Annotated in this window: 22 protein-coding genes; 14 read left to right on the top strand and 8 right to left on the bottom strand. The window is 71.2% G+C overall.

What is annotated here, in order from left to right:
• The first annotated feature begins 18 nt into the window (after nucleotides 1–18).
• Complete coding sequence (locus QLQ12_RS05165; RefSeq protein WP_282757459.1) at nucleotides 19–510, top strand: MarR family winged helix-turn-helix transcriptional regulator; 492 nt, start codon at nucleotides 19–21, stop codon at nucleotides 508–510.
• A gap of 154 nt (nucleotides 511–664) precedes the next feature.
• Here QLQ12_RS05165 and QLQ12_RS05160 read toward each other — a convergent pair whose 3' ends face one another.
• Both QLQ12_RS05160 and QLQ12_RS05155 read right to left on the bottom strand, forming a co-directional pair.
• Complete coding sequence (locus QLQ12_RS05160; RefSeq protein ID WP_014688640.1) at nucleotides 665–1,333, bottom strand: response regulator transcription factor; 669 nt, start codon at nucleotides 1,331–1,333, stop codon at nucleotides 665–667.
• A gap of 7 nt (nucleotides 1,334–1,340) precedes the next feature.
• A complete protein-coding gene (locus tag QLQ12_RS05155; protein WP_407651415.1) occupies nucleotides 1,341–3,029 on the bottom strand; it encodes a GAF domain-containing sensor histidine kinase in 1,689 nt (562 codons plus the stop codon).
• A gap of 92 nt (nucleotides 3,030–3,121) precedes the next feature.
• Here QLQ12_RS05155 and QLQ12_RS05150 point away from each other — a divergent pair, with 92 nt between their 5' ends.
• The 6 genes from QLQ12_RS05150 to QLQ12_RS05125 are packed head-to-tail and all read left to right on the top strand — an operon-like array spanning nucleotide 3,122 to nucleotide 8,139.
• Nucleotides 3,122–3,574 carry an SRPBCC family protein gene (locus QLQ12_RS05150; protein ID WP_282757452.1) on the top strand — a complete coding sequence of 151 codons (453 nt, stop codon included), beginning with the start codon at nucleotides 3,122–3,124 and terminating at the stop codon, nucleotides 3,572–3,574.
• 23 nt (nucleotides 3,575–3,597) lie between these two features.
• A complete protein-coding gene (locus tag QLQ12_RS05145; protein ID WP_282757451.1) occupies nucleotides 3,598–4,353 on the top strand; it encodes a hypothetical protein in 756 nt (251 codons plus the stop codon).
• Nucleotides 4,354–4,378: 25 nt separating this feature from the next.
• Nucleotides 4,379–5,326 carry an ROK family glucokinase gene (locus tag QLQ12_RS05140; RefSeq protein ID WP_282757449.1) on the top strand — a complete coding sequence of 316 codons (948 nt, stop codon included), beginning with the start codon at nucleotides 4,379–4,381 and terminating at the stop codon, nucleotides 5,324–5,326.
• An 11-nt stretch (nucleotides 5,327–5,337) separates the two neighbouring features.
• A complete protein-coding gene (locus QLQ12_RS05135) occupies nucleotides 5,338–6,015 on the top strand; it encodes an endonuclease/exonuclease/phosphatase family protein (protein WP_282757448.1) in 678 nt (225 codons plus the stop codon).
• A gap of 25 nt (nucleotides 6,016–6,040) precedes the next feature.
• Nucleotides 6,041–7,357 (top strand): flavin-containing monooxygenase, encoded by a 1,317-nt coding sequence (locus tag QLQ12_RS05130; RefSeq protein ID WP_282757446.1) that lies wholly within the window; start codon nucleotides 6,041–6,043, stop codon nucleotides 7,355–7,357.
• Nucleotides 7,357–8,139, top strand: a complete 783-nt coding sequence (locus QLQ12_RS05125; protein ID WP_282757445.1) for an alpha/beta hydrolase — start codon at nucleotides 7,357–7,359, stop codon at nucleotides 8,137–8,139. Before QLQ12_RS05130 ends, QLQ12_RS05125 begins: the two co-directional genes overlap by 1 nt.
• Nucleotides 8,140–8,179: 40 nt before the next feature.
• On the opposite strand, the gene QLQ12_RS05120 is transcribed toward QLQ12_RS05125, so the two are convergent.
• On the bottom strand, nucleotides 8,180–9,640 hold the full coding sequence (locus QLQ12_RS05120; protein ID WP_282757444.1) for an alpha,alpha-trehalose-phosphate synthase (UDP-forming): 1,461 nt from the start codon (nucleotides 9,638–9,640) through the stop codon (nucleotides 8,180–8,182).
• 34 nt (nucleotides 9,641–9,674) lie between these two features.
• The gene (locus QLQ12_RS05115) at nucleotides 9,675–10,475 is read right to left on the bottom strand and encodes a DUF308 domain-containing protein (protein WP_282757443.1); all 801 of its coding nucleotides are present in this window, start codon (nucleotides 10,473–10,475) and stop codon (nucleotides 9,675–9,677) included.
• A gap of 142 nt (nucleotides 10,476–10,617) precedes the next feature.
• Between QLQ12_RS05115 and QLQ12_RS05110 the strand changes: the two genes are divergently transcribed.
• Nucleotides 10,618–11,331: a lysophospholipid acyltransferase family protein gene (locus QLQ12_RS05110; protein ID WP_282757442.1), complete on the top strand. Its 714-nt coding sequence runs from the start codon at nucleotides 10,618–10,620 to the stop codon at nucleotides 11,329–11,331.
• A 131-nt stretch (nucleotides 11,332–11,462) separates the two neighbouring features.
• On the opposite strand, the gene QLQ12_RS05105 is transcribed toward QLQ12_RS05110, so the two are convergent.
• On the bottom strand, nucleotides 11,463–12,152 hold the full coding sequence (locus tag QLQ12_RS05105) for a Crp/Fnr family transcriptional regulator (protein WP_282757441.1): 690 nt from the start codon (nucleotides 12,150–12,152) through the stop codon (nucleotides 11,463–11,465).
• Nucleotides 12,153–12,389: 237 nt separating this feature from the next.
• Between QLQ12_RS05105 and QLQ12_RS05100 the strand changes: the two genes are divergently transcribed.
• Complete coding sequence (locus QLQ12_RS05100) at nucleotides 12,390–13,244, top strand: phosphotransferase enzyme family protein (protein ID WP_282757440.1); 855 nt, start codon at nucleotides 12,390–12,392, stop codon at nucleotides 13,242–13,244.
• A 65-nt stretch (nucleotides 13,245–13,309) separates the two neighbouring features.
• Nucleotides 13,310–13,804 (top strand): polyadenylate-specific 3'-exoribonuclease AS, encoded by a 495-nt coding sequence (locus QLQ12_RS05095; protein WP_282757438.1) that lies wholly within the window; start codon nucleotides 13,310–13,312, stop codon nucleotides 13,802–13,804.
• On the opposite strand, the gene QLQ12_RS05090 is transcribed toward QLQ12_RS05095, so the two are convergent.
• Nucleotides 13,785–14,426 carry a TetR/AcrR family transcriptional regulator gene (locus tag QLQ12_RS05090; protein ID WP_282757436.1) on the bottom strand — a complete coding sequence of 214 codons (642 nt, stop codon included), beginning with the start codon at nucleotides 14,424–14,426 and terminating at the stop codon, nucleotides 13,785–13,787. The genes QLQ12_RS05095 and QLQ12_RS05090 overlap by 20 nt on opposite strands.
• Before the next feature lie 167 nt (nucleotides 14,427–14,593).
• Here QLQ12_RS05090 and QLQ12_RS05085 point away from each other — a divergent pair, with 167 nt between their 5' ends.
• The 4 genes from QLQ12_RS05085 to proC all read left to right on the top strand — a co-directional run bounded on the left by QLQ12_RS05085 (nucleotide 14,594) and on the right by proC (nucleotide 21,006).
• A complete protein-coding gene (locus QLQ12_RS05085; protein ID WP_282757435.1) occupies nucleotides 14,594–16,006 on the top strand; it encodes a DHA2 family efflux MFS transporter permease subunit in 1,413 nt (470 codons plus the stop codon).
• Between the two features lie 2,452 nt (nucleotides 16,007–18,458).
• Nucleotides 18,459–18,956 carry a pyridoxamine 5'-phosphate oxidase family protein gene (locus tag QLQ12_RS05080; RefSeq protein WP_282757434.1) on the top strand — a complete coding sequence of 166 codons (498 nt, stop codon included), beginning with the start codon at nucleotides 18,459–18,461 and terminating at the stop codon, nucleotides 18,954–18,956.
• Nucleotides 18,957–19,097: 141 nt separating this feature from the next.
• Entirely contained in the window at nucleotides 19,098–20,126 is a 1,029-nt protein-coding gene (locus QLQ12_RS05075) for a 6-phosphofructokinase (protein ID WP_282757433.1), read from the top strand.
• 67 nt (nucleotides 20,127–20,193) lie between these two features.
• Nucleotides 20,194–21,006 (top strand): pyrroline-5-carboxylate reductase, encoded by an 813-nt coding sequence (proC, locus tag QLQ12_RS05070; protein WP_282757431.1) that lies wholly within the window; start codon nucleotides 20,194–20,196, stop codon nucleotides 21,004–21,006.
• Nucleotides 21,007–21,126: 120 nt separating this feature from the next.
• Here proC and QLQ12_RS05065 read toward each other — a convergent pair whose 3' ends face one another.
• The gene (locus QLQ12_RS05065) at nucleotides 21,127–21,804 is read right to left on the bottom strand and encodes a DUF429 domain-containing protein (protein ID WP_282757429.1); all 678 of its coding nucleotides are present in this window, start codon (nucleotides 21,802–21,804) and stop codon (nucleotides 21,127–21,129) included.
• A complete protein-coding gene (locus QLQ12_RS05060; protein WP_282757428.1) occupies nucleotides 21,801–22,274 on the bottom strand; it encodes a glutathione peroxidase in 474 nt (157 codons plus the stop codon). Before QLQ12_RS05060 ends, QLQ12_RS05065 begins: the two co-directional genes overlap by 4 nt.
• Nucleotides 22,275–22,363: the final 89 nt, after the last annotated feature.

Raw genomic sequence — 22,363 nt, 5'->3', positions numbered from 1 at the left:
CTGGCTGTGGAAGACAGCGTGGATCAGCATGTGGCCAGATGGGCGGCGTTCTGGCGGACCGAGCCCGCCTTCGCGCCCGAGGTCGAGGGTGCGCTGGTGCGGATGAAGTACATCCAGCGCTGGCTCGACCGGGCGGACGCCGCGATGTTCACCGACACCGAGGACGGGTTCACGCTGCAGGACTTCAAGACGCTGCACGTGCTGATGGTGCAGCCGTGGCCGACCGAGGCGACCCCGGCGCAGTTGGCTGAGGCGGCGAACGTCACCCGGGCCGCGATGACCAGCCGGCTGGACCGGCTGGCCGAATCCGGGCTGGTCACGCGTCAGGTGGACGGCGCCGACCGGCGGCGGGTGCTGGTGCGGCCCACGCCGGAGGGCCGGGAGATGTGGAACAAGTACATCTTCAAGGGCATCGCGATCGATCAGCAGGCCCTCGGCGGGCTCGATCACGACGAGTTGATCCAGTTGAACGCGCTGCTGCGGAAAGTCCTCCTCGCCTTGGGCGAGTAGGGCTCGTGGTGGATCCGGCCACGGTGGGTCGCCTCACCGGGCGGCGGCGCGGCTCGCCGCGTACTCACCGCAGCCGCCGGGCTATGCCGGGGCTGCGACGCTTAGATCTGGATTCGGCAGTTAAATGCAGAAACGCCGAATCTGTCCGAAATGCTTAGAACTTGGGAGCGTCGGGAGCCTCAAGGAGGCCCAGCCGGAGCGCCGTCATGAGCGCCTGCGCCCGGTTGGCCGCACCCAGCTTCTCGTAGAGCTTCGAGATGTGGGTCTTCGCCGTCGACTCCGAGACGAACAGCTGTTTGGCGATCCCCGCGACGCTCATGCCGTCGGCGAGCAGCCGCAGCACCTGGCCCTCGCGTGGCGAGAGCTGTGGGCCGGACGGGGCGAGACGACGCTTCATCGCCTCGGCCAGATCGGCCGCGGTGAACGCGCTGGGCGCCGACGCGGCGTGCCGGGCGGCCGCCACGACCTCGTCGGCCGGAGCCGTCTTCGGCACGAAAGCGCTGGCCCCGGCCTCGAGAGCGCCGAATAGCTGGTCATCGCCCGCGTACATCGTCAGGACGACGATGCCCATGTTGGCATTGTTCTTCCGGAGGGCGCGGGTCGCCTCCAGGCCGCTGCCGTCGGGCAGGCGCAGGTCCATGATCACGACATCCGGCTGGAGGGCGCCGGCCTGGCGCACCGCCTCCGCCGCCGTGGCGGCCTCGCCGACGACCTCGAACTGGCGGTCGCGCTCGAATGCGTGTCGCAGTCCCTTACGAATCAGATCGTGATCGTCGACAAGGAGGACCTTGGTGCGCGTCGTCGGCGCAGGACTGGTCGACATGCTCGGGTTACTCCCCTTCTGGAGCTGAAACGCTATCCCGCACGCTATCGCGCCGAGGCGGGGTTCCGAGCACTACGGCGACGGTTGTCCCGCTGGGGTGTCGCGGCGTGATCTTGAGACGACCCCGGATGCGTTCAGCGCGTTCCGCCATGATGGTAAGGCCGTAACGGCCGTCGGGGCGGGTGTCTGCGAACCCCTTGCCGTCGTCGGACACCTCGATCTCCGCATACGGTGGGTCGACCGTACAGGTGACCCAGAGGTTCGACGCGCCCGCGTGCTTGCGCGCGTTGGTGATCGCCTCCTGGGCGATCCGGAGCAGTTCGGCCTCGGTGGCGGCGGGCAGCCGGGCGGTCGACTCGTCGAAGGTGAAGTGCACCCGCAGGCCGGCGCTCGTGCCGAGAGTCCGGGCGTACTCCGCGATGGCGGCGGCCAGGCCGCCGTTGCGGTCGACCTCGGAACGCAGCTCGAACAGGCTCAGCCGCAGCTCGGTGATCACCCGGGTCACCTCGGCCCGCAGTGCCCGCAATTCCTCGGCCGTCTCCTCCGCGCCCTCGGGTAGCGTGGCCTGCGCGTTGTCGATGCCATAGCCGACCATGACCAGTTCCTGGGCGACACCGTCGTGGATCTCCCGAGCCAGGCGCTGCCGCTCCTCGTTGGTGGCGAGCGAGCGCACGTCGTCGAAGAGCAGGGCGGCTTCCAGCCGCAGCGAGGCCGGGCCGGTCACCTCGGTCACCGCCTGCACGACCGGTGAGGGGTACGCCCCGGCGGCGTCCGTCTCCAGAATGACCAGCCCGATCGTGCGCACCCCCGCGACCAGGGGCACCACCAGTGAGGACACGTCACCCCCGGGATGGCTGCGCGCCTGCGACCGGCTGGCGGTCTGCGGCTGCTGCGTGGCCCAGGCGTCGGCGATCCCCGAGTCGGCGTCGAGGGTGGTCTCCCAGTCGACCCGCTCGGCGCCGGTCTGCGCCAGCACCACCAGCCGGCCGCCGCCGCTGGCCGACAGCACCGCCGCCCGATGGCCGGGCGCGACCGCGCGCAACTCCTCCAGCAGGTGCTCGGAGATGCCGCCCGGGTCCAGGGTGGCGCCGGGCAGCGACCGGGCCACACTGCGCAGCTGGGTCAGCAGGCGGGTGGCCTCGGCGTAGGGCTGAGGCGTCGGGTCGGGCGGCTGGAGCAGCTGGCGCATCGTCTCGGCGGCGAACGCGATGATCGCGCCCAGGACCAGCCACTGGCCGCAGGCGGCGAGATAGCCCGGCTGGCGCAGCGGGTCACCGGGCTCGGCGACGGCGCCGCCCACCACCATGGCGGCGGCCGCGACCCCGAGCAGCGTAATGCTCTCGGAGGGGCGGCGGCGCAGGGCCGCGGTGAGCAGCGGCACGGCCAGGTAGGGCAGGACGGCCTCGGCGCCGAACCCGGCGCCGACCCGGTCGGCGGCCATGGCCGCGGCGGCCACCGAGCCCGCCGCCACGCAGGTCACCACAACCTCGCCGAGGCGGCCCAGCGGGGCCAGGACGGCGTGCCCGCGGGCCACGAAGGCGGGCACCGCGGCGACGGCCAGCAGCGCGATCCAGCCGAGCTGGACCGGGTCGCCGGTCGCGGTCAGGGTCAGTGCCGCGACCAGCGCGAGCATGACGACTCGGGCCGCGGCTTCGGCGGGGCGGATGCGCGCGGGACCACTGGCGAGGGCTGGCACGTCACGGATGGTAGCTGCCGTGGCTGACATCGGCGCGGTTCGCGCACGCCCCGGCTGCGCATTCTGTCGCGGGCGACGGGTAGCCTCGCGTCATGGCGGACACCTCGACACAGTCGATTCAGGTCCATGCGCCCCTGGCACGGGTGGCCGCGGTGATCTGCGACTTCGCGCGTTACCCGGAGTGGGCAGAGTCGATCAAGAAGGCGGAGGTCCTCGAGGAGTACGAGGACGGTTATGCCGCCCAGGTGCGTTTCCAGATCGACGCCACGGTCCTGGTCGACGAGTACACGTTGGAGTACGCGTATGCCGACGACCTGTCCCGCATCGAGTGGCACCTGGTCGAGCCGTCGAAGACGCAGCGCTCCCAGGACGGCTCCTACGACCTGGTGGAGAACGCGGACGGCGGCACGACCGTGACGTACACCCTCGCGGTGGACCTCTCGATCGGGATGCTCGGCATGTTCCGCCGCAAGGCGGAGAAAATGATCATGGATACGGCGCTGAAGGAGCTCAAGCGCCGCGTCGAGAGCCTGCCCGCGGCCTGAGCCACGGGCCGAGGGGAGCGGTGATGCCGGCGTCAGCACGGGAGGAAGCCGAACGGCTGGTCGCGGCGATCCTCGCCCGGGCGGTGACAGGGAGCGGTGGCCACTCGTCCGGGGACGGATTCGGTCTCCTGGGTGAGTCCGTCGCCGGGCTGATCGGTGTGCTCTCCCGCAGCGACCTCGCGACCGGGAGCGCCGAGTGCTGCGTCTGCCCGGTCTGCAAGGCGATCGCGGCGGTGCGCGATCCGAGCCCGGAGACCGCCGAGCGGCTCGCCACCAGTGCCGGTGACATCGCGAGCGGCGTGGCCGGGCTGATGCGCGCGTTCTCCTCGATGGCCGTCGAGCGTCCCCGGCCGCCGGCCCCGAGGAGCCGCCCGGCTCCCACCCCCGACCAGGCGTGGTCGACGGCGACCCGTCCGGCGTCGCCGGAGCAGGAGCCGCCGGCGCGCGACGAGGAGAGCGACCCGTGGGGCGCCGCCAGCGCGGCCGACGCCCGCGAGGCCGCCGCCGCGGCCCGGGCTCGTGCCGCCGCCGCGGAGGAGGCGGTGGCGAAAGCGGTCGCCCGGGCCAAGGCCCGCGCGGCCCGCCCCGCAGAACACGGCGCCGCACGACCGGCAGCCGCGGGATCCCGCCCGGGCGACGTCTGGGCCATGGCCACCTCGGAGGCGGCCGCAGGCGACGCCGCTCGGCCCCGTAGCGTGGATCATGAGTTGGGTGCCGCGGCGCCCGAGGACCGCGACGCGGGGCCCGGCGACGACGCCCGCCCCGGCAGCGCGGTGTGAACTGTTTGCAGAGGGGACGGGCAGCGTGACGCTGACCATCGGAATCGACGTCGGGGGCACCAAGGTCGCCGGTGGCGTGGTCGACGAGCAGGGCAACGTGCTCGCTTCCAACCGGCGGCCGACGCCGGCGGACGACCCGGCCGGCACCCGGGACACGATCGTCGAGGTGGCCGCCGAGCTCGTGGCGCAGTACCCGGAGGCGACCGCGATCGGCATCGGCGCCGCCGCGTGGATCGACGCCGCCGGTTCGACCGTGCTGTTCGCGCCGAACCTGGCCTGGCGGGACGAGCCGTTGCAGGCCTACGTGCACAAGGCGATCGGCCTGCCGGTCGTGCTGGACAACGACGCCAACGTCGCGGCCTGGGCGGAGTTCCGGTTCGGCGTGGCCACGCACGCCGACTCGATGGTGATGATCACCGTCGGCACCGGCATCGGCGGCGCCATCGTCGTCAACGGCAACCTGTGGCGCGGCGCCAACGGCATCGCCGCCGAGCTGGGCCACATCCAGTCGGTCCCGGACGGGCATCCCTGCGGCTGCGGCCGGCTCGGCTGCCTGGAGCAGTACGCGAGCGGCAACGCCCTCGTCCGGTTCGGCCGGGCCGGAGCGAGGCAGGAGCCGGCACGGGCCGCGAAACTGCTCGAACTGGCCGGCGGTGACGCGCTCGCCATCACCGGCCGGCAGATCACCGAGGCGGCACGGGCCGGCGACGGGGTCGCGATGGACGCCTTCGCCCAGGTCGGGTACTGGCTCGGGGTGGCGCTGGCCGACCTCGCGCAGAGCCTGGACCCACAGATCATGGTCATCGGCGGGGGCGTGATCGACGCGGGACCGCTGCTGATGGGGCCGATCGAGCGGGCGTACCGGGATCAGCTCTCCAACCGTGGCCGCTTCCCGGTGGCCGAGGTGCACGCCGCTCTGATGGGCAACGCGGCCGGCGTGGTCGGCGCGGCCGACCTCGCACGACGCGCCTGAGGCGGCCGGGGATGTCCGGGGTTCCACTGCGGGTGGTCAGCTACAACGTCCACGGGTTGCGGGACGACCGGGCCGCGCTGGTCGGCCTGGTCCGCGACCTGGCCCCGGACGTCCTCGTCGTGCAGGAGGCGCCACGCCGCTTCCGGTGGCGGCAGAGATGCGCGACGTTCGCCTCCGACACCGGGCTGGTGGTGGCCGCCGGCGGGCTGCCCTCGCTGGGCAACCTGCTGCTGGTCAGTCTCCGGGTGGCGATCCGGCGGACGTGGTGCCTGCGCTATCCGCTCACTCCCGGGCGGCACCTGCGTGGCGCGGTCTTCGCCGAGGGCGCGGTGCGGGGCGCCACCTTCACCGTGTCGGGGTCGCACCTGGCCACCGACCCGGCCGAGCGGCCCTCCCAGGCGGCGTACTGGAAGGCGGAGCTGGAGAAGATCCAGGGTCCGGCGATCGTCGCCGCCGACCTGAACGAGGGTCCCGGCGGCGGCGCCTGGCGGACGGTCGAGGACGGCCTGCTCGGCTCGGCCGAGGAGGTGCCCACCTTCCCGGCGAGCGTGCCCAGCCGGCGCATCGACGGACTGTTCGTCAGCCCGGATGTGATCATCGAACGATACGAGATCATCGAGACCGACCGGGCACGCGTCGCGAGTGATCATTTACCGGTGGTAGCGGACCTTTTGCTCCCTTCCTCCTAGGCTCGCCGTCTGCAAGGATCGCCGGGTGCAAGACTCCCCGGACCTCGGCGACCGTGGCGACGCCGTGTGCGTCGTCGGTGCCGGCGCCAGCGGCCTGACCGCCATCAAGAACCTGCGTGAGCTGGGCTTCGCGGTCGACTGCTACGAGCGTGAGACCTCCGTCGGCGGCGCCTGGAACTGGCGTCACGACCGCAGCCCGGTCTACGCCGGAGCCCACGTCATCTCGTCCCGGCCGCTCACCGAGTTCCCCGACTTCCCGATGCCGGACACCTGGCCCGACTACCCGCACCACAGCCGGATCCTGGAATACCTGGAGCGGTACGCGAAGCATTTCGGGCTGGGCGAGCACATCTGGTACGGCATGGAGGTCGCCGGCATCGTCCCCGTCGACGACGGCCGCTGGGACGTCACGATCCGGTCGACCGGCGGCGGCACGTCCCGGGTGCAGCGGTACGCGGCCGTGGTGATCGCCAACGGGCACAACTGGTCGCCGGTCACGCCGGAGATCCCGGGAGAGTTCGCCGGGCAGGTGATCCACGCGAACGCGTACAAGGACCCGTCCCGCCTGCGCGGCCGGAAGGTCCTCGTGGTCGGCGGCGGCAACACCGGCTGCGACATCGCGGTCGAGGCGGCCCAGCACGCCACCCGGGTGTGGCACTCCACCCGGCGTGGGTACTGGCACTCCCCGAAGTACATCGGCGACCGCCCCGCCGACCAGGTGCACCACCGGCGGCTGCCGTCGATGCTGCGGCAGTGGCGTTACCGCCGGACCGCCGCCGACCTGACCAGATGGGGCGTCCCCGCGCCCGAGCAGGCCCCGAACGAGAGCAACCCGGTCGTCAACGGCCTGCTGCCGCACTATCTGGCGCACGGCCGGATCGAGGCGGTGCCGGACGTGGCCCGCTACGACGGCGCGGCGGTGGAACTGGCCGACGGCCGGCGGATCGAGCCCGAGCTGGTGATCACCGCGACCGGTTACCGGCCGCGTTTCGACTTCCTCGCCCCCGAACTGCTCGACTGCGACGAGCACGGCCGGCCGGACCTGCATCTGCACGCGTTCGCCCGGCGCCATCCGACGCTCGCGGTGGTGGGCCTGGTGCAGCCGTCGGCCGGGGTGTTCCCGCTGGCGCACTGGCAGAGCGTCGCGGTGGCCCGATGGCTGAGGCTGCGGATCACCGACCCGGAACGGGCCGCCGCCGTGCAGCAGAAGGAGTCCACCCGTCCGCTGACCTCGTGGTCGCGCCGCAAGGCGGTGCCCACCCGGCGGTACTGGTTCGAGGTCGATCACGTCGACTACCTACGCGCGCTGGAGAGCCTCCTGAACGAGATGGCGGCGGCCTGATGAGTGACCTGTTGCGCTTCGAGGACTGGTCGGACCCGGTGCCGCCGGCGGAACGCGAGGTGATCTCCCGGCTGCCCGGCGGCGACCGGCTGTCCGAGGGCGACCGGGAGCGCCCGCCGCTGCTGTTTGTGTCGGGCCACGGCGCGTGGGTGTTCGCCGAGCACTGGCTCGGCCACGCGGCCGGCCGGGGCTTCCCCGCCTATGCCGTCACCCCGCGCCCCGGCGGCGACCCGCGGGCCCAGGTGCACGACGTGGTGCAGGTGGCGGCCTCGCTGCCGCGCCAGGCGGTGCTGGTCGGGCACGGGGCCGGCGGCCGCGTGGTGGCCCGGGCGCTGGGCCGGTACCCGGCCCGCGCCGCGGTCCTGGTGGCCCCGGCGCTGGATGGCTGGGCGGCGCTCGGCGCGGCCCTGCGGAGCAACCCGGCCGGGACCGTGCCGGCGTTGCTGGGCGGGCGGCCGCGGTTCTCCGCACGCCAGCTCTTCGGGCCGGAGTTCCCGGCCGAGCAGGCCGCGGCCCACGTGGAGCGGATCGGAGTCCGGCCGCGCGCCGAACTGTTCGGCCGCACCAGCCTGCCGGAGCCGGCCGGCGGGCCGCCCACCCTGGTGGTGGGCACCCCCGACGACCGTGTGGTGTCCCGTCCGGCGCTGGACCGGGCGGCCGCCCGGTACGGCGGGGCGCCCCTGCTCTTTCCCGGCATGGGCCACTTGCTGATGCTGGAGACCGACTGGGCCGAGCCGATCGACGCGATCCTCGACTGGCTCGACAAGGAGTTGCCGCACTGACCCGACGGCGGGCCGACCAGGTGGACCGGAGGGACCGGGATCACCGTGCCGACCGCTGACGGGGCGGGCGGCGGCGTCGTGGCCGCGGGTTGGCGGGCAGCCGCTCGGCCAGCTGTCCGGTGTGGTCCAGCGCCGTCAGGTACGCGCGGGCCCACGCCAGGATGTCGTGCTCGGTCAGGTGCTGCCGCATCGCCGTCATGCGGGCCGTCAGGTCGCCCCGGTCCGCCTTCATCGCCTGCAGCAGGGTGTCCTTGAGCCCGTCCACATCGTGCGGGTTCACCAGGAAGGCCTGCTCCAGTTCGGCGGCCGCCCCGGCGAACTCGCTGAGCACCAGGGCGCCAGCGCCGTCCTCACGGGCCGCGATGAACTCCTTGGCGACCAGGTTCATCCCGTCCCGCAGCGGGGTCACCACCATCACGTCCGCGGTCTGATAGAGCGCGGCCAACTGGGAGCGGGCGAACGGCTGGTTGAGGTAGTGGATGGCGGGTTCGCCGACCCGGCCGTACTCGCCGTTGATCCGGCCGACCTCGCCCTCGATCCGGTCACGCAGGTCCTGGTAGCTCTCCACCCGTTCCCGGCTGGGCACCGCCACCTGGACCATCACCGTGTCGCGCACTTTCACGAACCCGTCCCGCAACAGTTCGCTGTACGCCGTGAGCCGGTGCTCGATGCCTTTGGTGTAGTCCAGCCGGTCGACGCTGAGCAGCACCCGTTTCGGCACCCCCAGGTCGTGCCGCAGCTGCCGGGCGTGGCTGACCACGTCCGGCCGGGCGGCGAGGGCCCGCATCTCGGTGACGTCGATGGAGACCGGGAACGCACCGGTGCGTACGGTCCGCCCGTCGACGGCGATGGCGTCGTCGGTGGCCACCACCCCGAGCAGCTTCTTGGCTAGTTGTGCCACGTTGTGGGCGGCCTGCGGGCGCTGGAAGCCGACCAGGTCCGCCCCGAGCATCCCGCGGAGCAGCTCGACCCGGCGGGGGAGCTGCATGTAGAGCTCGGGCGGCGGGAACGGCACGTGCAGGAAGAAACCGATCAGCAGGTCGGGGCGAAGCTCGCGGAGCATCGCGGGGACGAGCTGGAGGTGGTAGTCCTGCACCCAGATCGCGGCCCCGGGCTCGGCGATCTCGGCGGCGGCCTCGGCGAACCGCTGGTTCACCGCCCGGTAGGTCTCCCACCAGCCCCGGTCGAACGTCGGCTGCTGGACCGCGTCGTGGTAGAGCGGCCACAGGGTCGAGTTGGCGAACCCCTCGTAATAGCCGCGCAGTTCGTCCTCGGTCAGCGACACGGGCCGTAACCGCAGGCTGCCCATATCGGGAAGAGCCGGAGCGGGACCGACCCCGCCGGCCCATCCGACCCAGGTGGCCGGGGTCTGCTCCAGGATCGCGTGCAGGGCGCTGGCCAGGCCCCCGGGGCTGCGGCGCCACTCGCAGGCTCCGTCCGGGGCGGCATTGTCGTCCAGGGGGAGGCGGTTGGCGATGACGACGAGCGAACTCTGACGCATCACCGTAGGTTATCGGTCAGACACCTACATCTGTCTATACGACGGCGCCGTCGTCGAATTCGTCGTCGTCATCGCCCGAGCGCAGCCGCCACACCAGGGTGACCGCGCCGCCGACGATCCCGGCGAACCCGAAGACCATGACCACGTTGGGGTCGACCGGCACCAGTTCGGGGAAGAGGAACAGCACGAAACCGGCCACGATGCCGACCAGGCCCATCACCGCGTACTTCGAGATGCGGGGCAGGGGCGGGGGAGGCGGAGGGATGTACCGCTCGTCCTCCTCCTCGTCGTCGTCCTCGACGGGCAGATCGGCGCCGAACGAGTCGAGTCCGTAAAGGATCGACGGCTCGTCCTTCGGATCGGTGCGCCGCCGGTTGTGAGGGGTGCCCTCGTCGGTGACCGGCCGGCTCTGCTCCTGCCGGGTGGCGTCCTCGACGGCCGGCCAGGGCGCGCTTCCCGCCTCGACCGTGGTGTGGAACCCGGCGATGATCCTGGCCCATTCCGCGTCCACCTCGGCCTGTGGCCGGGGGGCGGGCGCCGGCGGGGCCGGCGGGGTGGGCGGGACGCCGCCGGTCACCTTCTGCAGGTGCTCCTTGGCGGTGTCCAGATGTGTGCGGTCGACGAACAGCCGGTCGATCGGCCTGGCGGGCAGGGTCGTGGCGCGCAGGATGGGGTTCAGGTCGGCGGTCGGCTGCAGATATGCCGCTATGCCACCGGCCGCGAGCACATCGAGCAAGTGCTCGCCGACTCGTGGGTCCACATCTCCCGCCGCCGCGTAGTCGGCGGCGTCCAGCCCGTTGTCACGCCGCCCGCGACGGGCGCCACCCGCTGTCACCGATGCACACCCCCCTTGCCGACCGTGCCTTGAATGGTGACACGGCAGGCGCCTGTTGCGGGAGTGCGTTGTGGCGCGCCGTCCCGCTTCGTACGCTTCCTGTCGCCCCGCATGCACGGTGGTATCCGATGAAAGGACGTCAGTGTTCTACTGGCTGCTCAAGTTGGTGGTCCTGGGACCGGTGCTGAAACTGGTCTTCCGCCCCAAGGTGGAGGGCTTGAAGAACGTGCCACGGTCTGGTCCGGTGATTCTCGCCTGCAACCATCTCTCGTTCTCCGACTCGATCTTCACACCGCTGGTCATGCGGCGGAAAGTGACCTTCGTCGCCAAGGCCGAATACTTCACCGGCAAGGGGATCAAGGGATGGCTCTCCCGGATGTTCTTCACCGGCGCGGGGACGATCCCGGTGGACCGATCGGGGGGACAGGCGGCCCAGGCGGCCCTGGACACGCTGCTGCGCGTGCTCCAGGAGGGCAACGTCGCCGGGATCTACCCGGAGGGCACCCGTTCGCCCGACGGGCGGCTCTATCGCGGTAAGACGGGCGTGGCCCGGCTGGCCCTGGAGAGCGGCGCCCCGGTGGTGCCGGTGGCCCTGCTGAACACCGATGAGATCCAGCCGACCGGCACACTGATCCCCAAGGTGAAGCGGGTCCGGATGAGGATCGGCAAACCCCTCGACTTCTCCCGGTACGCCGACCAGCGCGGCGACCGTTTCGTCGAGCGCGCGATCACCGACGAGATCATGTACGAGCTGATGGCCCTCTCCGGCCGAGAGTACGTAGACGTCTACGCCGCCAGCCTCAAAGAACCCGCCACCACGCAGGTGAAAGAACCCGCTACCACGCAGGTGAAGTAGCCCCGGCCCCCGCGCTGGCCGCCCGCCGGGTCGGGGGGGCCCGAAATCGGCGAGGCGAAGCCGTGGTCGATTTCGGCGCCCCCGACACCGGCCAGAAGGGCGCAATGCCGCCGAGCGACAGCGAAGGCCAGCTAGCCCTGCATGCCGGCTCGGCGGCGCAGGGCCTGCACGTCGGTGACGACGATGCGCCGGCCCTCGGTGCGCAGCCACCCGCGGCTCGCGAAGGAGCCGATCGCCTGGTTGACGCTCTGCCGCGAGCCGCCGGCCATTTCGGCGAGCTGGCTCTGGTTGAGTTCGATCGTGATCATCGGCGCCTGGCTCTCGCCGGAGAGCCGGACCAGGGTCTTGGCCACCCGGCCGGGCAGGTCGAGGAAGACGTGGTCGGCGTTCTGCTCGGTGAGTCGGCGGATCAGGCCGCCGACCGAGCGCATCACCGCGTCCAGGATGCGCGGGTTGGAGTGGACGAGGTCCATGAAGGCGACCCGGGAGAGTGACAGCGCCTGGGAGTCCTCGATGGCCTCGGCGGAGGCGCTGCGGGTGGAGGCGTCCAGCAGGGACACCTCGCCGAGCACGTCGGGCGGGCGGACCACGGTGAGGACGGCCCGTTCGCCGGTCGGCGCGGTCCGGAAGACGGCGACGGCGCCCCGTTTCATGATGATCAGGGAGTCGCCGGGATCGTGCTCGACGAAGAGGATCTGGCCCTTGCGGTAGTGGCGTGGCACGGCTGCGGCGATGACGCGCTGCCGCACCTCCGGTTCGAGACCGGCGAACATGTCCACACCGGTAAGCGCGTCGCCGGAATCCGGCAAGCGATGATCCACGGCGCTATCCCTCCCCCGGTGAGGACTGCGCCGGGTCGCCGACGACGCCGGCCCCACGACGCGAACGATCACTCTTAGCACGAAGCGTGCCTCGAACGCCATTTTCAAACCGGACAATGAAGCCCGCCTCGTACGATCATGTCCCTTCGGTAGCGTTCTGTAAACCGTCAATCTCTCTGAGTCACTGTCACCCTCGCTGTCCGTCGCTTTGGCGGCTTGTGTCGAGATAATCCCGCGGTGCCGGATGACGAGTTCCTTCGATCTACGCTGCGCGACCAGTGGCATCTCTTTCCGTCCGAGATGATCGAGCTGCCGGCGACCCTGATGTCGCGCGGCTGGGAGTTCACCGCGGACGGCGAGCGGCATGTCGCCCGGCTGGCCGAGATCTCCGCCCGGCAGCCGCTGGAGGCCGGCCTCACGGTGGCGGTCCACCTGCGGGGCGTGCGGATCGACGCGGGCATCCCGGTCCGTACGCTCGGCGGCGCCCTCACCGTGGTCACCCCGCACGGCGCGCTCGCCGTCCTGCGCCGGATCCCGGGCCGCCGCCTGGACGGCCGGGATCCCGTGGACCAGCAGTGGTGGGGGGAGCGGCTCGGCGCCGTACACCGTGCCCTGCAGGGTTTTCATCACCCCGGCCTGCGTCCCTGGCAGTTGCTGGATCCCGACGCCGCCCACCTGGACGCCGAGCCCTGGCTCCGCGCCGCGGTGACCGACGCGGTCGCCGCGGCGACCCGGCTGACCGTGACCGACCGGCTCACCTACGGCGTGCTGCACGGCGACCCGGCGCCGGAGATGTTCGTCCTCGACCCGTCGACCGGCCGCTCCGGGCTCCTGTACTGCGGGGCGAGCGGGACCGGCCCGCTGGTGTACGACGTGGCCGCCGCGGTCGTGTACGCCGGAGGCCTGGAGCGTGCCGGTGAGCTTCTGGACGGTTACCGCGCGGCCGGCCCGGTCGGCGCCGACGAACTGGACGCGGCCCTGCCGGTGCTGCTGCGGCTGCGCTGGGCGGTCCAGGGTGACCGGGCGGCCCGCCTCGGCTGCCCGGCGGCGCTCGGCGCGGCCAGAGAGGCTCTGGAGTCGATGCCCGGATGATGACGGCGCGGTCAGGGAGGCCCTGACGTCCATGCCCGGATGACGATGGGCGAGGATGGGCGGCGATGGTATATCGCTATTTCTATGACTGCGAGTTCATCGAGGACGGGCGGATCGTCGACCTGGTCTCGATCGGGGTCGTCGACGAGTTCGGCCGCGAGTTCTACGCGGTCAGCACCGAGTTCGACGACTCCCGAGCCGTGCCCTGGGTGCGCCGCAACGTCCTGGACAAACTTCCCTCACCCTCCGACAAGGCGTGGCGCAGCCGCGAGCGCATCCGTGACGACCTTCACGAGTTCCTGTCCGAGCCGCTCCGCGGCCGGGGCGAGCAGATGGAGCTCTGGGCGTGGTACGCGGCCTACGACCACGTGGCGCTGGCCCAGTTGTGGGGCGCGATGCCGGCTCTGCCCCGGGAGATCCCGCGTTTCACCAAGGATCTGCGCCAGCGGTGGGACGACCTGGGCCGCCCGCACCTGCCCGAGATGGCCGGCCGGCACGACGCCCTGGTCGACGCGCGGCACAACCTGGCCCGCTGGAACGCTATGACCGCGAAGGCTTGAGCGGGGGCACGCACTCCCGCATGACGGCCCGGATGTCGGCCTCGGCCGGCTCGGCTCCCAGTGGGCCGTTGCCGGGCCGGGCCCGCAGGCCGTCGATCATCAGTTCCAGATAACGCTCGTAGAGGCCGGGCCGGCACCCTTCGCTGTGCTGTGCCATCTCGGTCACCATCGCCATGATGATCGGGAAGTCATGGAACCCCGCGTCCGGGCGGAGCGTGCCTTCGGCGTGCGCTCGGGCGGTGATCTGCTCCAGCAGCGGCGAGAGTTGTTCGCCGGCCCGTACGAAATGTGTGTCGTCCATGCTCAACGCGGCGTCGCGGAGGCCGCGGTCGCCGGCGTGCCATCGCGCCGACGTGCGCAGGAACGTGGTCAGCCCGTCCCATGCCGACGCCGCGGCGAGCGACTCCTCGGCGAGGGTGACGAGATCCTCCAGCCGGTCGGTGAAGATCGCCTCGATCAGCGCCTCCTTGGTCGGGAAGCGGCGGTAGACCGTGCCGACTCCGACCCCGGCGTGATGCGCCACGTCGTCGAGGGTGGCCGCGAAACCGCGGGCGGCGAAGACCTCCCGCGCGGCGAGGAGGATCCGCTCGCGGTTGCGTTGGGCGTCGCGGCGAAGGGGCATGTGGCCAAGCCTACAGTCAAGTGGAGAGAACTCCTCAACTTCCACTGCTAGCCTGCCGATGTGGAGGAGAGTCCTCAACTTAGCTTTCGGGAGCCCCGCACATGAGCAGCACCCTTGTTGATCGGCCACGGCCCACGGAACGTGAGTCAGGGCGTTGGTGGGCGCTCGTGGTGCTGGCTCTGGCCCAGCTGATGGTGGTGCTGGACGCCACGATCGTGAACATCGCGCTGCCCACCGCCCAGGCCGACCTCGGCTTCGACGACCACGGCCGGCAGTGGGTGGTGACCGGTTACGCTCTCGCCTTCGGCAGCCTGCTGCTGCTCGGCGGCCGGCTCTCCGACTTCTTCGGCCGCAAGCGGATGTTCGTCATCGGCCTGATCGGTTTCGCCCTGGCGTCGGCCCTCGGCGGCGCCGCCCAGAACCTGGAACTGCTGATCGTCGCCCGCGCCCTGCAGGGCGTCTTCGGCGCCGCTCTGGCGCCCGCCGCGCTGTCGCTGCTCTCCACGACGTTCACCGAGCCCGCCGAGCGCGGCAAGGCGTTCGGCATCTTCGGCGCCATCTCCGGCGCCGGCGGCGGCATCGGCCTGCTGCTCGGCGGCGTCCTCACCGAGTACGTCTCCTGGCGCTGGTGCCTCTACGTCAACCTGGTGATCGCCGCCGTGGCCGTGCTCGGCGCCTTCACCAAGCTGCGCGACGAGCCCGTGCCCGCCCACGGGAAGATCGACATCCCCGGCACGATCACCGCCGTCGCCGGCCTGGTCGCCCTGGTGTTCGGTCTCGCCAACGCGGAGACCGACGGCTGGACCGACGTCATGACCCTCGGCCCGATCGTCGCCGGCGTGGTGCTGCTCACCGCGTTCGTGCTCATCGAGCGCAAGGCCGCCCACCCGCTGCTGCCGCTCCGCGTCGTCCTGGACCGCAACCGCGGCGGCTCCTACGCCTCCATCGCGATCGCCGGCGCCGGCATGTTCGGCATCTTCCTGTTCCTCACCTACTACCTGGTCGCGATCCTGCAGTTCACCCCGGTGGAGACCGGCCTGGCCTTCCTGCCGATGCTCGGCGCGGTCATCCTCACCGCCACCACCGCCGGGTCGATGCTCGCCCCGAAGATCGGCCCGCGCCCGCTGGTCCCGGTCGGCGCCCTGATCGCGGCCGCCGGCATGACCCTGCTGACCCGCCTCGAACTGGACTCCACCTACGCCGCCGACGTCCTCCCCGGCCTGATCATCATCGGTCTCGGCCTGGGCCTGGTCTTCGCGCCCACGCAGAACGCCGCCACCTCGGGCGTCGAACACCGCGACGCCGGCGTCGCCTCCGCGATGATCAACACGGTTCAGCAGATCGGCGGCTCCATCGGCACCGCCCTGCTCAGCTCCTTCGCCGCCAGCGCCGCCGAGGACTACATGACCGGCAAGACGCCGTCCCCGCTGGTCCAGGCGCAGGCCGCCCTGGAGAGCTACCACACGGTCTTCTGGTGGTCGGCCGGCTTCTTCGTGCTCGCGGCGGTCGTCGCCGCGGTGCTCTTCCGCACCGGCCCGCTCGACGTCGACCCCGACGCCCCGCCCGCCATGGCCCACTGACGGCCGCGCCACCTTGACGCAGTCCGCGCCCCGCCCGGTTCCCGGTGCGGGGCGCGTTGCCGTACACCCCTCTCGACACGACTCACCGCGAGCCGTGTCACCGCCGTCCGCGAGTCCTCACCGATGAACGGCCCACCATCGCCGACGCCCGTTTCGCCGCCGCCCGAAGCACCTCGCCGCATGCGCATGCAGCATGCCCGGATCCCGAGCGCCCGGATCCCCGAGCGCCCGGATCCCCGAGCGCCCGGGATACCTCGACGCCAGCGATCTCCGGATGGCCGGATAGCCCGGATGGTCGGATAGCCCGGATGGTTGGGTGGGCCGCTGGGTCGGAGGGCTGCATGGCCGGATAACTGCCTACCCGCATGGCCGCATCGCGTTCCAACTTCCGACGCCACACCTCTCTCCGGCAAGATCACGCGGGAGACGGCAAGTGGGCGGTGATCGCCAACCATCCGATCTCGTACGGCCAGGCCCTCCCCAACCGCAACCACATCTTCCGGTCCTACGACGCGACCATTTCCGGCACAGGACCGCAGCGCGACCACCGGGCTGAGCCCTTGGTCACCGGCCACCCCGCCACCTTGATGTCCCAAACCACCCGAAGCGGTGGCCGGCTCGTCAAGGTCATCGGGGCTGGGGTGGTGGGGCTGGGGCGCTGTGATGTTGATGCCCTAGCCACCCGGAGCGGTGGCCGACTCTCCAAGGTCACCGGTGGTGGTGGTGGTGGTGGGCGCTGCGATGTTGATGCCCCAGTCGCCCGGGGCGGTGGCCGACTCTTCAAGGTCGCTGGGGTGGGCTGGGGTGGTGGGGCGGGGGCGCTGTGATGTTGATGCCCTAGCCACCCGGAGCGGTGGCCGACTCTCCAAGATCACGGGGCAGGGTTGTGATGGATGTGGCAGGCGCTGCGATGTTGATGCCTTAACCACCCGGAACGGTGGCTAGCTCTTCAAGATCACAGGGGCCGGGTTGTGGTGGGTGGTGGGGGACTGTGATGTTGATGCGCTGGTCATCTGGAACGGTGGCTCGCTCGCCTGATTGCTCAGGTTTTGTTGGGGTGTGAGTCGCGGCGAATCTTCTGCGGCGCGAACTGCGGGGAACCTGGAGCAATGGCCGCGCTGGCCAGTTGTTGATCTGCTGGCCGTGCGTACCTTCGGTCAAAACGGACCTGGGGCAGCGCTTCCGCACGGCCAGCAGATCAACTGACCTGGGAAGCCAGCGGGCGCGAGGTTGCTGTCGTGTTCGCGCCGTTGCAGAGGCGCTTCCCCAGCCGTAGCTCAGCCGCCCCACCACACCCTCCAAACACGCGTGCGCTACGGCCGGGCTCGGAGGTGAGCTGGGCTGGGGCGGTTCAGCCGTAGCGTGGACCTGTTCTCCGACTGCCATACGACCTCATAGCTACGGCTCGCACGGCTTGGGCGGTTCGCTGGGCTCGGGCGGCTCGGGCGCTCGGGCGGCTTGCAGGTCTTGGGCGGTTCGCTGTGCTCTGGCGGTCTGGGCGGCTCGCTGGGCTCGCTGGGCTCGCTGGGCTCGCTGGGTTCGCTGGGCTCGGGCGGGTCGGGTGGCTTGCAGGTCTTGGGCGGCTCGGGCGTCGGCGATCGGGCCGGCGGCGCCCGGTCGAACCGGGTGTCGGGCAGGCACTGCCGCTTGACCGTAACTGTCGGTCAAGGACCACTTTGCTGCCCGTCAGCGGGGCGGGCGCGGTGGGGTGGGCTCCCGTTGGTCGCGGTTACTGGGGTGGTCGCGTCGTGGTTGGTTGGGGTGGTCGGCGCGTGTTGGCTGTGGTTGGTGGGGTGGTCTGGTGGCGCGTTGACTGGGGTTGGTCGGGCGGGCGAGTCGCACGTCGGCATGGTCCAGGGCGGCGTCTCCAAGTGCTGCGCTGCTGCGAGGTCCTCGGCCGTCCACCCGAGCGGGGCCGGGACTCGACCGTGGTTCCGGTGGCGCTCGGACGGGTGCGGAGTCGCTCCGCGCTCTGGAACCGCCGCACTGACCCCGAATCGGGGCTCTGATCCGTATCGCCGTGCTGGCCAGTACTGCCGTTCAGCCCAGTACTGCCGTTCAGCCCAGTACTGCTGCTCGGCTCAGGACTGTCGTTTTGGCCAGTACAGCCGTTCGGCCCCTGCCGTTCGGCCCAGTACTACGGCTCAGCAGGCTCAGCAGCCAGTCCAACCGCGGCATGAGGGCGGTCGAGGCCGAGTTCGCCGTCGAATCCCGGGTTGACCTGTACCGACGGTCTGATCTGTGGCGGCGGTGATCTGTGCCGGCGGTCTGACCTGTGGCGGCGGTCTGACCTGTGGCGGCGGTCTGACCTGTGGCGGCGGTCTGACCTGTGCTGCTGGTCTGGTCCGAACTGCGGCTCTGGCTCGTACCTCGCCTGATGTTGATCTTGAAGGTTTGAGGGGTCGCCGAGAGGAAAGGTAGGCGGAGACCGAACCGGAAGTGAGGAGCCGACATGACCGCGACGGAGCAGGAGCAACGCGAGAAGGTCAAGGCGATGGTGGCGGACGCGAAGATCGCGATGCTCACCACGATGACCGATAACGGTAAGCACGTCAGCCGCCCGATGGCGGTGCAGGACGTCGAGTTCGACGGGGACCTGTGGTTCTTCACCTACGCCGACTCCGACCTGGTCCAGCAGATCGGCCTGCATCCGCAGGTGAACGTGGCGTTCAGCGACGCGAAGCACCACAACTGGATCTCGATCTCGGGCGCGGCCGCGCGGGTCGACGACCGGGCGCAGGCCGAGCGGCTGTGGAACCCGTTCCTCAAGGCGTGGTTCCCGGACGGGCTGGAGACGCCGAACCTGACGCTGGTCAAGGTGCACGCGGAGAGCGCGGAGTACTGGGAGGCGGCGCACAGTTCGAAGATCACCACCCTTCTGGGGTACGCCAAGGCCGCCGTTACCGGAAAGACGCCGGACGCTGGCGAGAACGAAACCGTCAGGCTTTAGTGGGCCGCGTTCCGGCGGGTCCGGGGCGGCGACTAGAGTGCGGTTGCGGACCCGCCCCGGACCGGCAACGCTGCCGACGAGATCGTCCCTGGGGCCTGACGGGCTATCCGCATCTCGCTACCCGATCCAGGGGGAAGAATCATGCGTATCGGCGTGCTCACCGGTGGCGGCGACTGCCCCGGTCTCAACGCGGTCATCCGTGCCGTCGTCCGTAAGGGCGTGTCCGCTTACGGTCACGAGTTCGTCGGTTTCCGCGACGGCTGGAAGGGCCCGCTGGAGGGTCTGACGAAGCCGCTGGGCATCGCGGAGGTGCGTGGCATCCTGCCGCGCGGCGGCACCATCCTGGGCTCCTCCCGCACCAACCCGTTCAAGATCGACGGCGGTGTCGAGAAGATCAAGGCCAACCTGGCCGAGCAGGGCGTCGACGCTCTGGTCGCGATCGGCGGCGAGGACACCCTCGGCGTCGCGACCAAGCTGTACGACCTGGGCGTCAACGTGGTCGGCGTGCCGAAGACCATCGACAACGACCTGAACGCCACCGACTACACCTTCGGCTTCGACACCGCGGTCAACATCGCGATGGAGGCCATCGACCGGCTGCACACCACCGCCGAGTCGCACCACCGCACGCTGGTCGTCGAGGTCATGGGCCGCCACGCCGGCTGGATCGCGCTGCACGCCGGCCTCGCCGGTGGCGCCAACGTCATCCTGCTGCCGGAGCGCCAGTTCGACGTCGAGCAGGTCGCGACCTACGTGACCAAGCGTTTCCAGGTGGAGTACGCGCCGATCGTCGTCGTCGCCGAGGGCGCCCAGCCGCTCGACGGCCAGATGGTGCTGCACAACCAGGAGCTCGACAACTTCGGCCACGTCCGCCTCGGCGGCATCGGCCAGTGGCTCGCCGAGCAGCTCGAGGAGAAGACCGGCAAGGAGGCCCGCACGGTCGTCCTCGGTCACATCCAGCGTGGTGGCACCCCCACCGCGTTCGACCGGGTCCTCTCCACCCGCTTCGGCCTGCAGGCCATCGACGCCGTCCACGAGGGCGACTTCGGCAAGATGATGGCGCTGCGCGGCACGGACATCGTCCGCGTCCCGCTGATCGAGGGCACCGGCGAGCTGAAGACCGTTCCGCTCGAGCGCTACGAAGAGGCCGAGGTCTTCTTCGGCAGCTGATCCACCGTTGCGATGCCGGGAGCGGTGAACCGCTCCCGGCATTTCGTCTTCCATCGAGGAGTCCGCGTTGTCCCAGCACACCGTCGCCGTCCTCGGGGCCGGCAAGATGGGTGAACTCGTCCTCTCCGGCCTGCTGCGGTCCGGTCACCCGGCCGGCCACCTGCTGGTGACCGCCCGGCGTGCGGCGCGCGCCGCCGAGCTGGCCGAGCGGTACGGCGTGACGGTCACCGGCAACGCCGAGGCGGTCACGCGCGCCGACATCGTGGCGGTCGGGGTCAAGCCGCAGGACTGCGCCGCGCTGCTCGACGAGATCGCCCCGGGAGTCACCGCGGGCAAGCTCGTCGTCTCGCTCTGCGCCGGCCTGCCCACCAGCTTCTTCGCCGCCCGGCTGCCCGAGGGCACCCCGGTGGTGCGGGTGATGACCAACACGCCGGCCATGGTCGGCGAGGCGATGAGCGCGATCTCCCCGGGCCCGCACGCCACCGACGAGCACGTGGCCCTCGCGGAGTCGATGTTCCGGCCGCTGGGCTCGACGGTCCGGGTTCCGGAGTACCAGCAGGACGCGGTCACGGCCCTCTCCGGGTCCGGTCCGGCCTACTTCTATCTGATGGTCGAAGCCATGATCGAGGCGGGTGTGCTGCTCGGGCTGCCGCGCCGGACGGCGCAGGAGCTGATCGTGCAGACCGCGGTCGGCTCGGCGGCCATGCTGCGTGACTCCGGTGAGCACCCGGTCCAGCTCCGTGAGGCGGTCACCTCGCCGGCCGGCACCACGGCCGCGGCGCTCCGGGAGATGGAGAACCACGGGGTCCGCGCGGCCCTGGCGAGCGCCTTGGAGGCGGCCCGCGACCGTGCCCGGGAGATCGCCGCCCAGGCGAAGTAGCCCCGCCGATCAGCCCGAGAGGCGCGCCGGGGCCGTTCGCCGGGCGGGCGCCGCGCGGGAGCCAGGGGACGGCTCTGGTGCGGTTGTCTGCCGCTGGCCGTACCGAGCAGGCGGTTTTTTTTAGTACCAGATGGCGATCCGGCTGCCGTTCTCCTCCTCGGGTGGGCTGGGGTGGCTGAGCGCGGTGCCGGTGGCGACGCGGTGGGCGGTCCAGGCGACGGCGGCCGCGTCGAGGATGTCGTCCGGCGGCGCCTGACCGGCCGGGCCGAGCTTGTCGGGCAGGACGATGCCGTTGCGGGCGAGCAGCTCGCGGCGCCGGGCCTGGCCGCTCCACGTCTTCTTCGCCCACGGCAGGGGTTCGCCCGCCATGGTGCGGAACGACACTTCCGGGTGAGCCTCGAAGAGCAGTTTCGGGTGCCGTTCCCAGATCGCGTTCGCTTCCAGCAGCTTGGGCCGCAGGGCCCAGGACTGCCGGCTCAGGCCGGCCCCGGTCAGCTCGCGGCAGACCCGGTTGGCGGAGGCGAAGTCGGGTTCCTGCCACACCGGCCGCGGCGGCACCCGGAAGACGCTGCCCCGGCGCGGGCCGAGCTGGTCGGCGGCGAGGGTGTCGGCGGCCCGCCAGCGGTCCGGCAGCATGCCGAGGGGGATGTCCACGCCGATCACGGCGGCGCCCGAGCTGCCGGCGACGATCTCGTAGAGGGTGGCCGCCAGGACGGCGCGCCCGAAGGCGCCGTCGCGCAACTCGACGCCGACCCAGCCGAGCGCGTACGCGTCGACCCCGATCACGTGGATGCTCATCCGCGGGGCAGCAGCTTCTCGATCGTCGCGACCAGCTCGGCGTCATCCGGTGTGGTGCCCGGGGCGAAGCGGGCCGCCACGGTGCCGTCGGGGGCGACGACGAACTTCTCGAAGTTCCACTGGATGTCGTCGCCGTCACCGACCAGCTCGCGGTAGAGCGGGTGCCGGCCGGAGCCGTTGACCTCGACTTTCTCGGTCACGGGGAAGGTCACGCCGTAGTTCACCCGGCAGAACTCGTCGATCTCGTCGGCGGTGCCGGGCTCCTGGCCGGCGAACTGGTCGCACGGCACGCCCACCAGCACCAGGCCGCGGTCGCGGTAGGTCTCGTAGAGGCTTTGCAATCCGGAGTACTGCGGGGTCAGGCCGCAGCGTGAGGCCACATTGACCACCAGGACGACCGACCCGCGGTAACGGTCCAATTCGGTCGCGCCACCGGTGAGGGCGCCAATGCTGACGTCGAAGATGGTCATGACGGGAAGACTACTGGGTGTGTCCGCCCGATTGCACCCCGTCGTATCCAGCGTCGCGATGTTAAAGAGACCTTAAAGGTCTTCACGTT

Origin of the sequence: Actinoplanes sandaracinus, assembly GCF_030009775.1 — a bacterium.
In the GTDB taxonomy this organism is placed as follows: Bacteria; Actinomycetota; Actinomycetes; order Mycobacteriales; family Micromonosporaceae; genus Actinoplanes; species Actinoplanes sandaracinus.
This window is presented reverse-complemented; position numbering and strand designations above follow the sequence as displayed.

Coding starts and splice junctions, on each gene's coding strand:
- QLQ12_RS05160 (WP_014688640.1), bottom strand. CDS start 1,333: ATGTCGACCAGTCCTGCGCCGACGACGCGCACCAAGGTCCTCCTTGTC.
- QLQ12_RS05150 (WP_282757452.1), top strand. CDS start 3,122: ATGGCGGACACCTCGACACAGTCGATTCAGGTCCATGCGCCCCTGGCA.
- QLQ12_RS05145 (WP_282757451.1), top strand. CDS start 3,598: ATGCCGGCGTCAGCACGGGAGGAAGCCGAACGGCTGGTCGCGGCGATC.
- QLQ12_RS05135 (WP_282757448.1), top strand. CDS start 5,338: ATGTCCGGGGTTCCACTGCGGGTGGTCAGCTACAACGTCCACGGGTTG.
- QLQ12_RS05125 (WP_282757445.1), top strand. CDS start 7,357: ATGAGTGACCTGTTGCGCTTCGAGGACTGGTCGGACCCGGTGCCGCCG.
- QLQ12_RS05120 (WP_282757444.1), bottom strand. CDS start 9,640: ATGCGTCAGAGTTCGCTCGTCGTCATCGCCAACCGCCTCCCCCTGGAC.
- QLQ12_RS05095 (WP_282757438.1), top strand. CDS start 13,310: ATGGTATATCGCTATTTCTATGACTGCGAGTTCATCGAGGACGGGCGG.
- QLQ12_RS05090 (WP_282757436.1), bottom strand. CDS start 14,426: ATGCCCCTTCGCCGCGACGCCCAACGCAACCGCGAGCGGATCCTCCTC.
- QLQ12_RS05080 (WP_282757434.1), top strand. CDS start 18,459: ATGACCGCGACGGAGCAGGAGCAACGCGAGAAGGTCAAGGCGATGGTG.
- QLQ12_RS05075 (WP_282757433.1), top strand. CDS start 19,098: ATGCGTATCGGCGTGCTCACCGGTGGCGGCGACTGCCCCGGTCTCAAC.
- QLQ12_RS05065 (WP_282757429.1), bottom strand. CDS start 21,804: ATGAGCATCCACGTGATCGGGGTCGACGCGTACGCGCTCGGCTGGGTC.
- QLQ12_RS05060 (WP_282757428.1), bottom strand. CDS start 22,274: ATGACCATCTTCGACGTCAGCATTGGCGCCCTCACCGGTGGCGCGACC.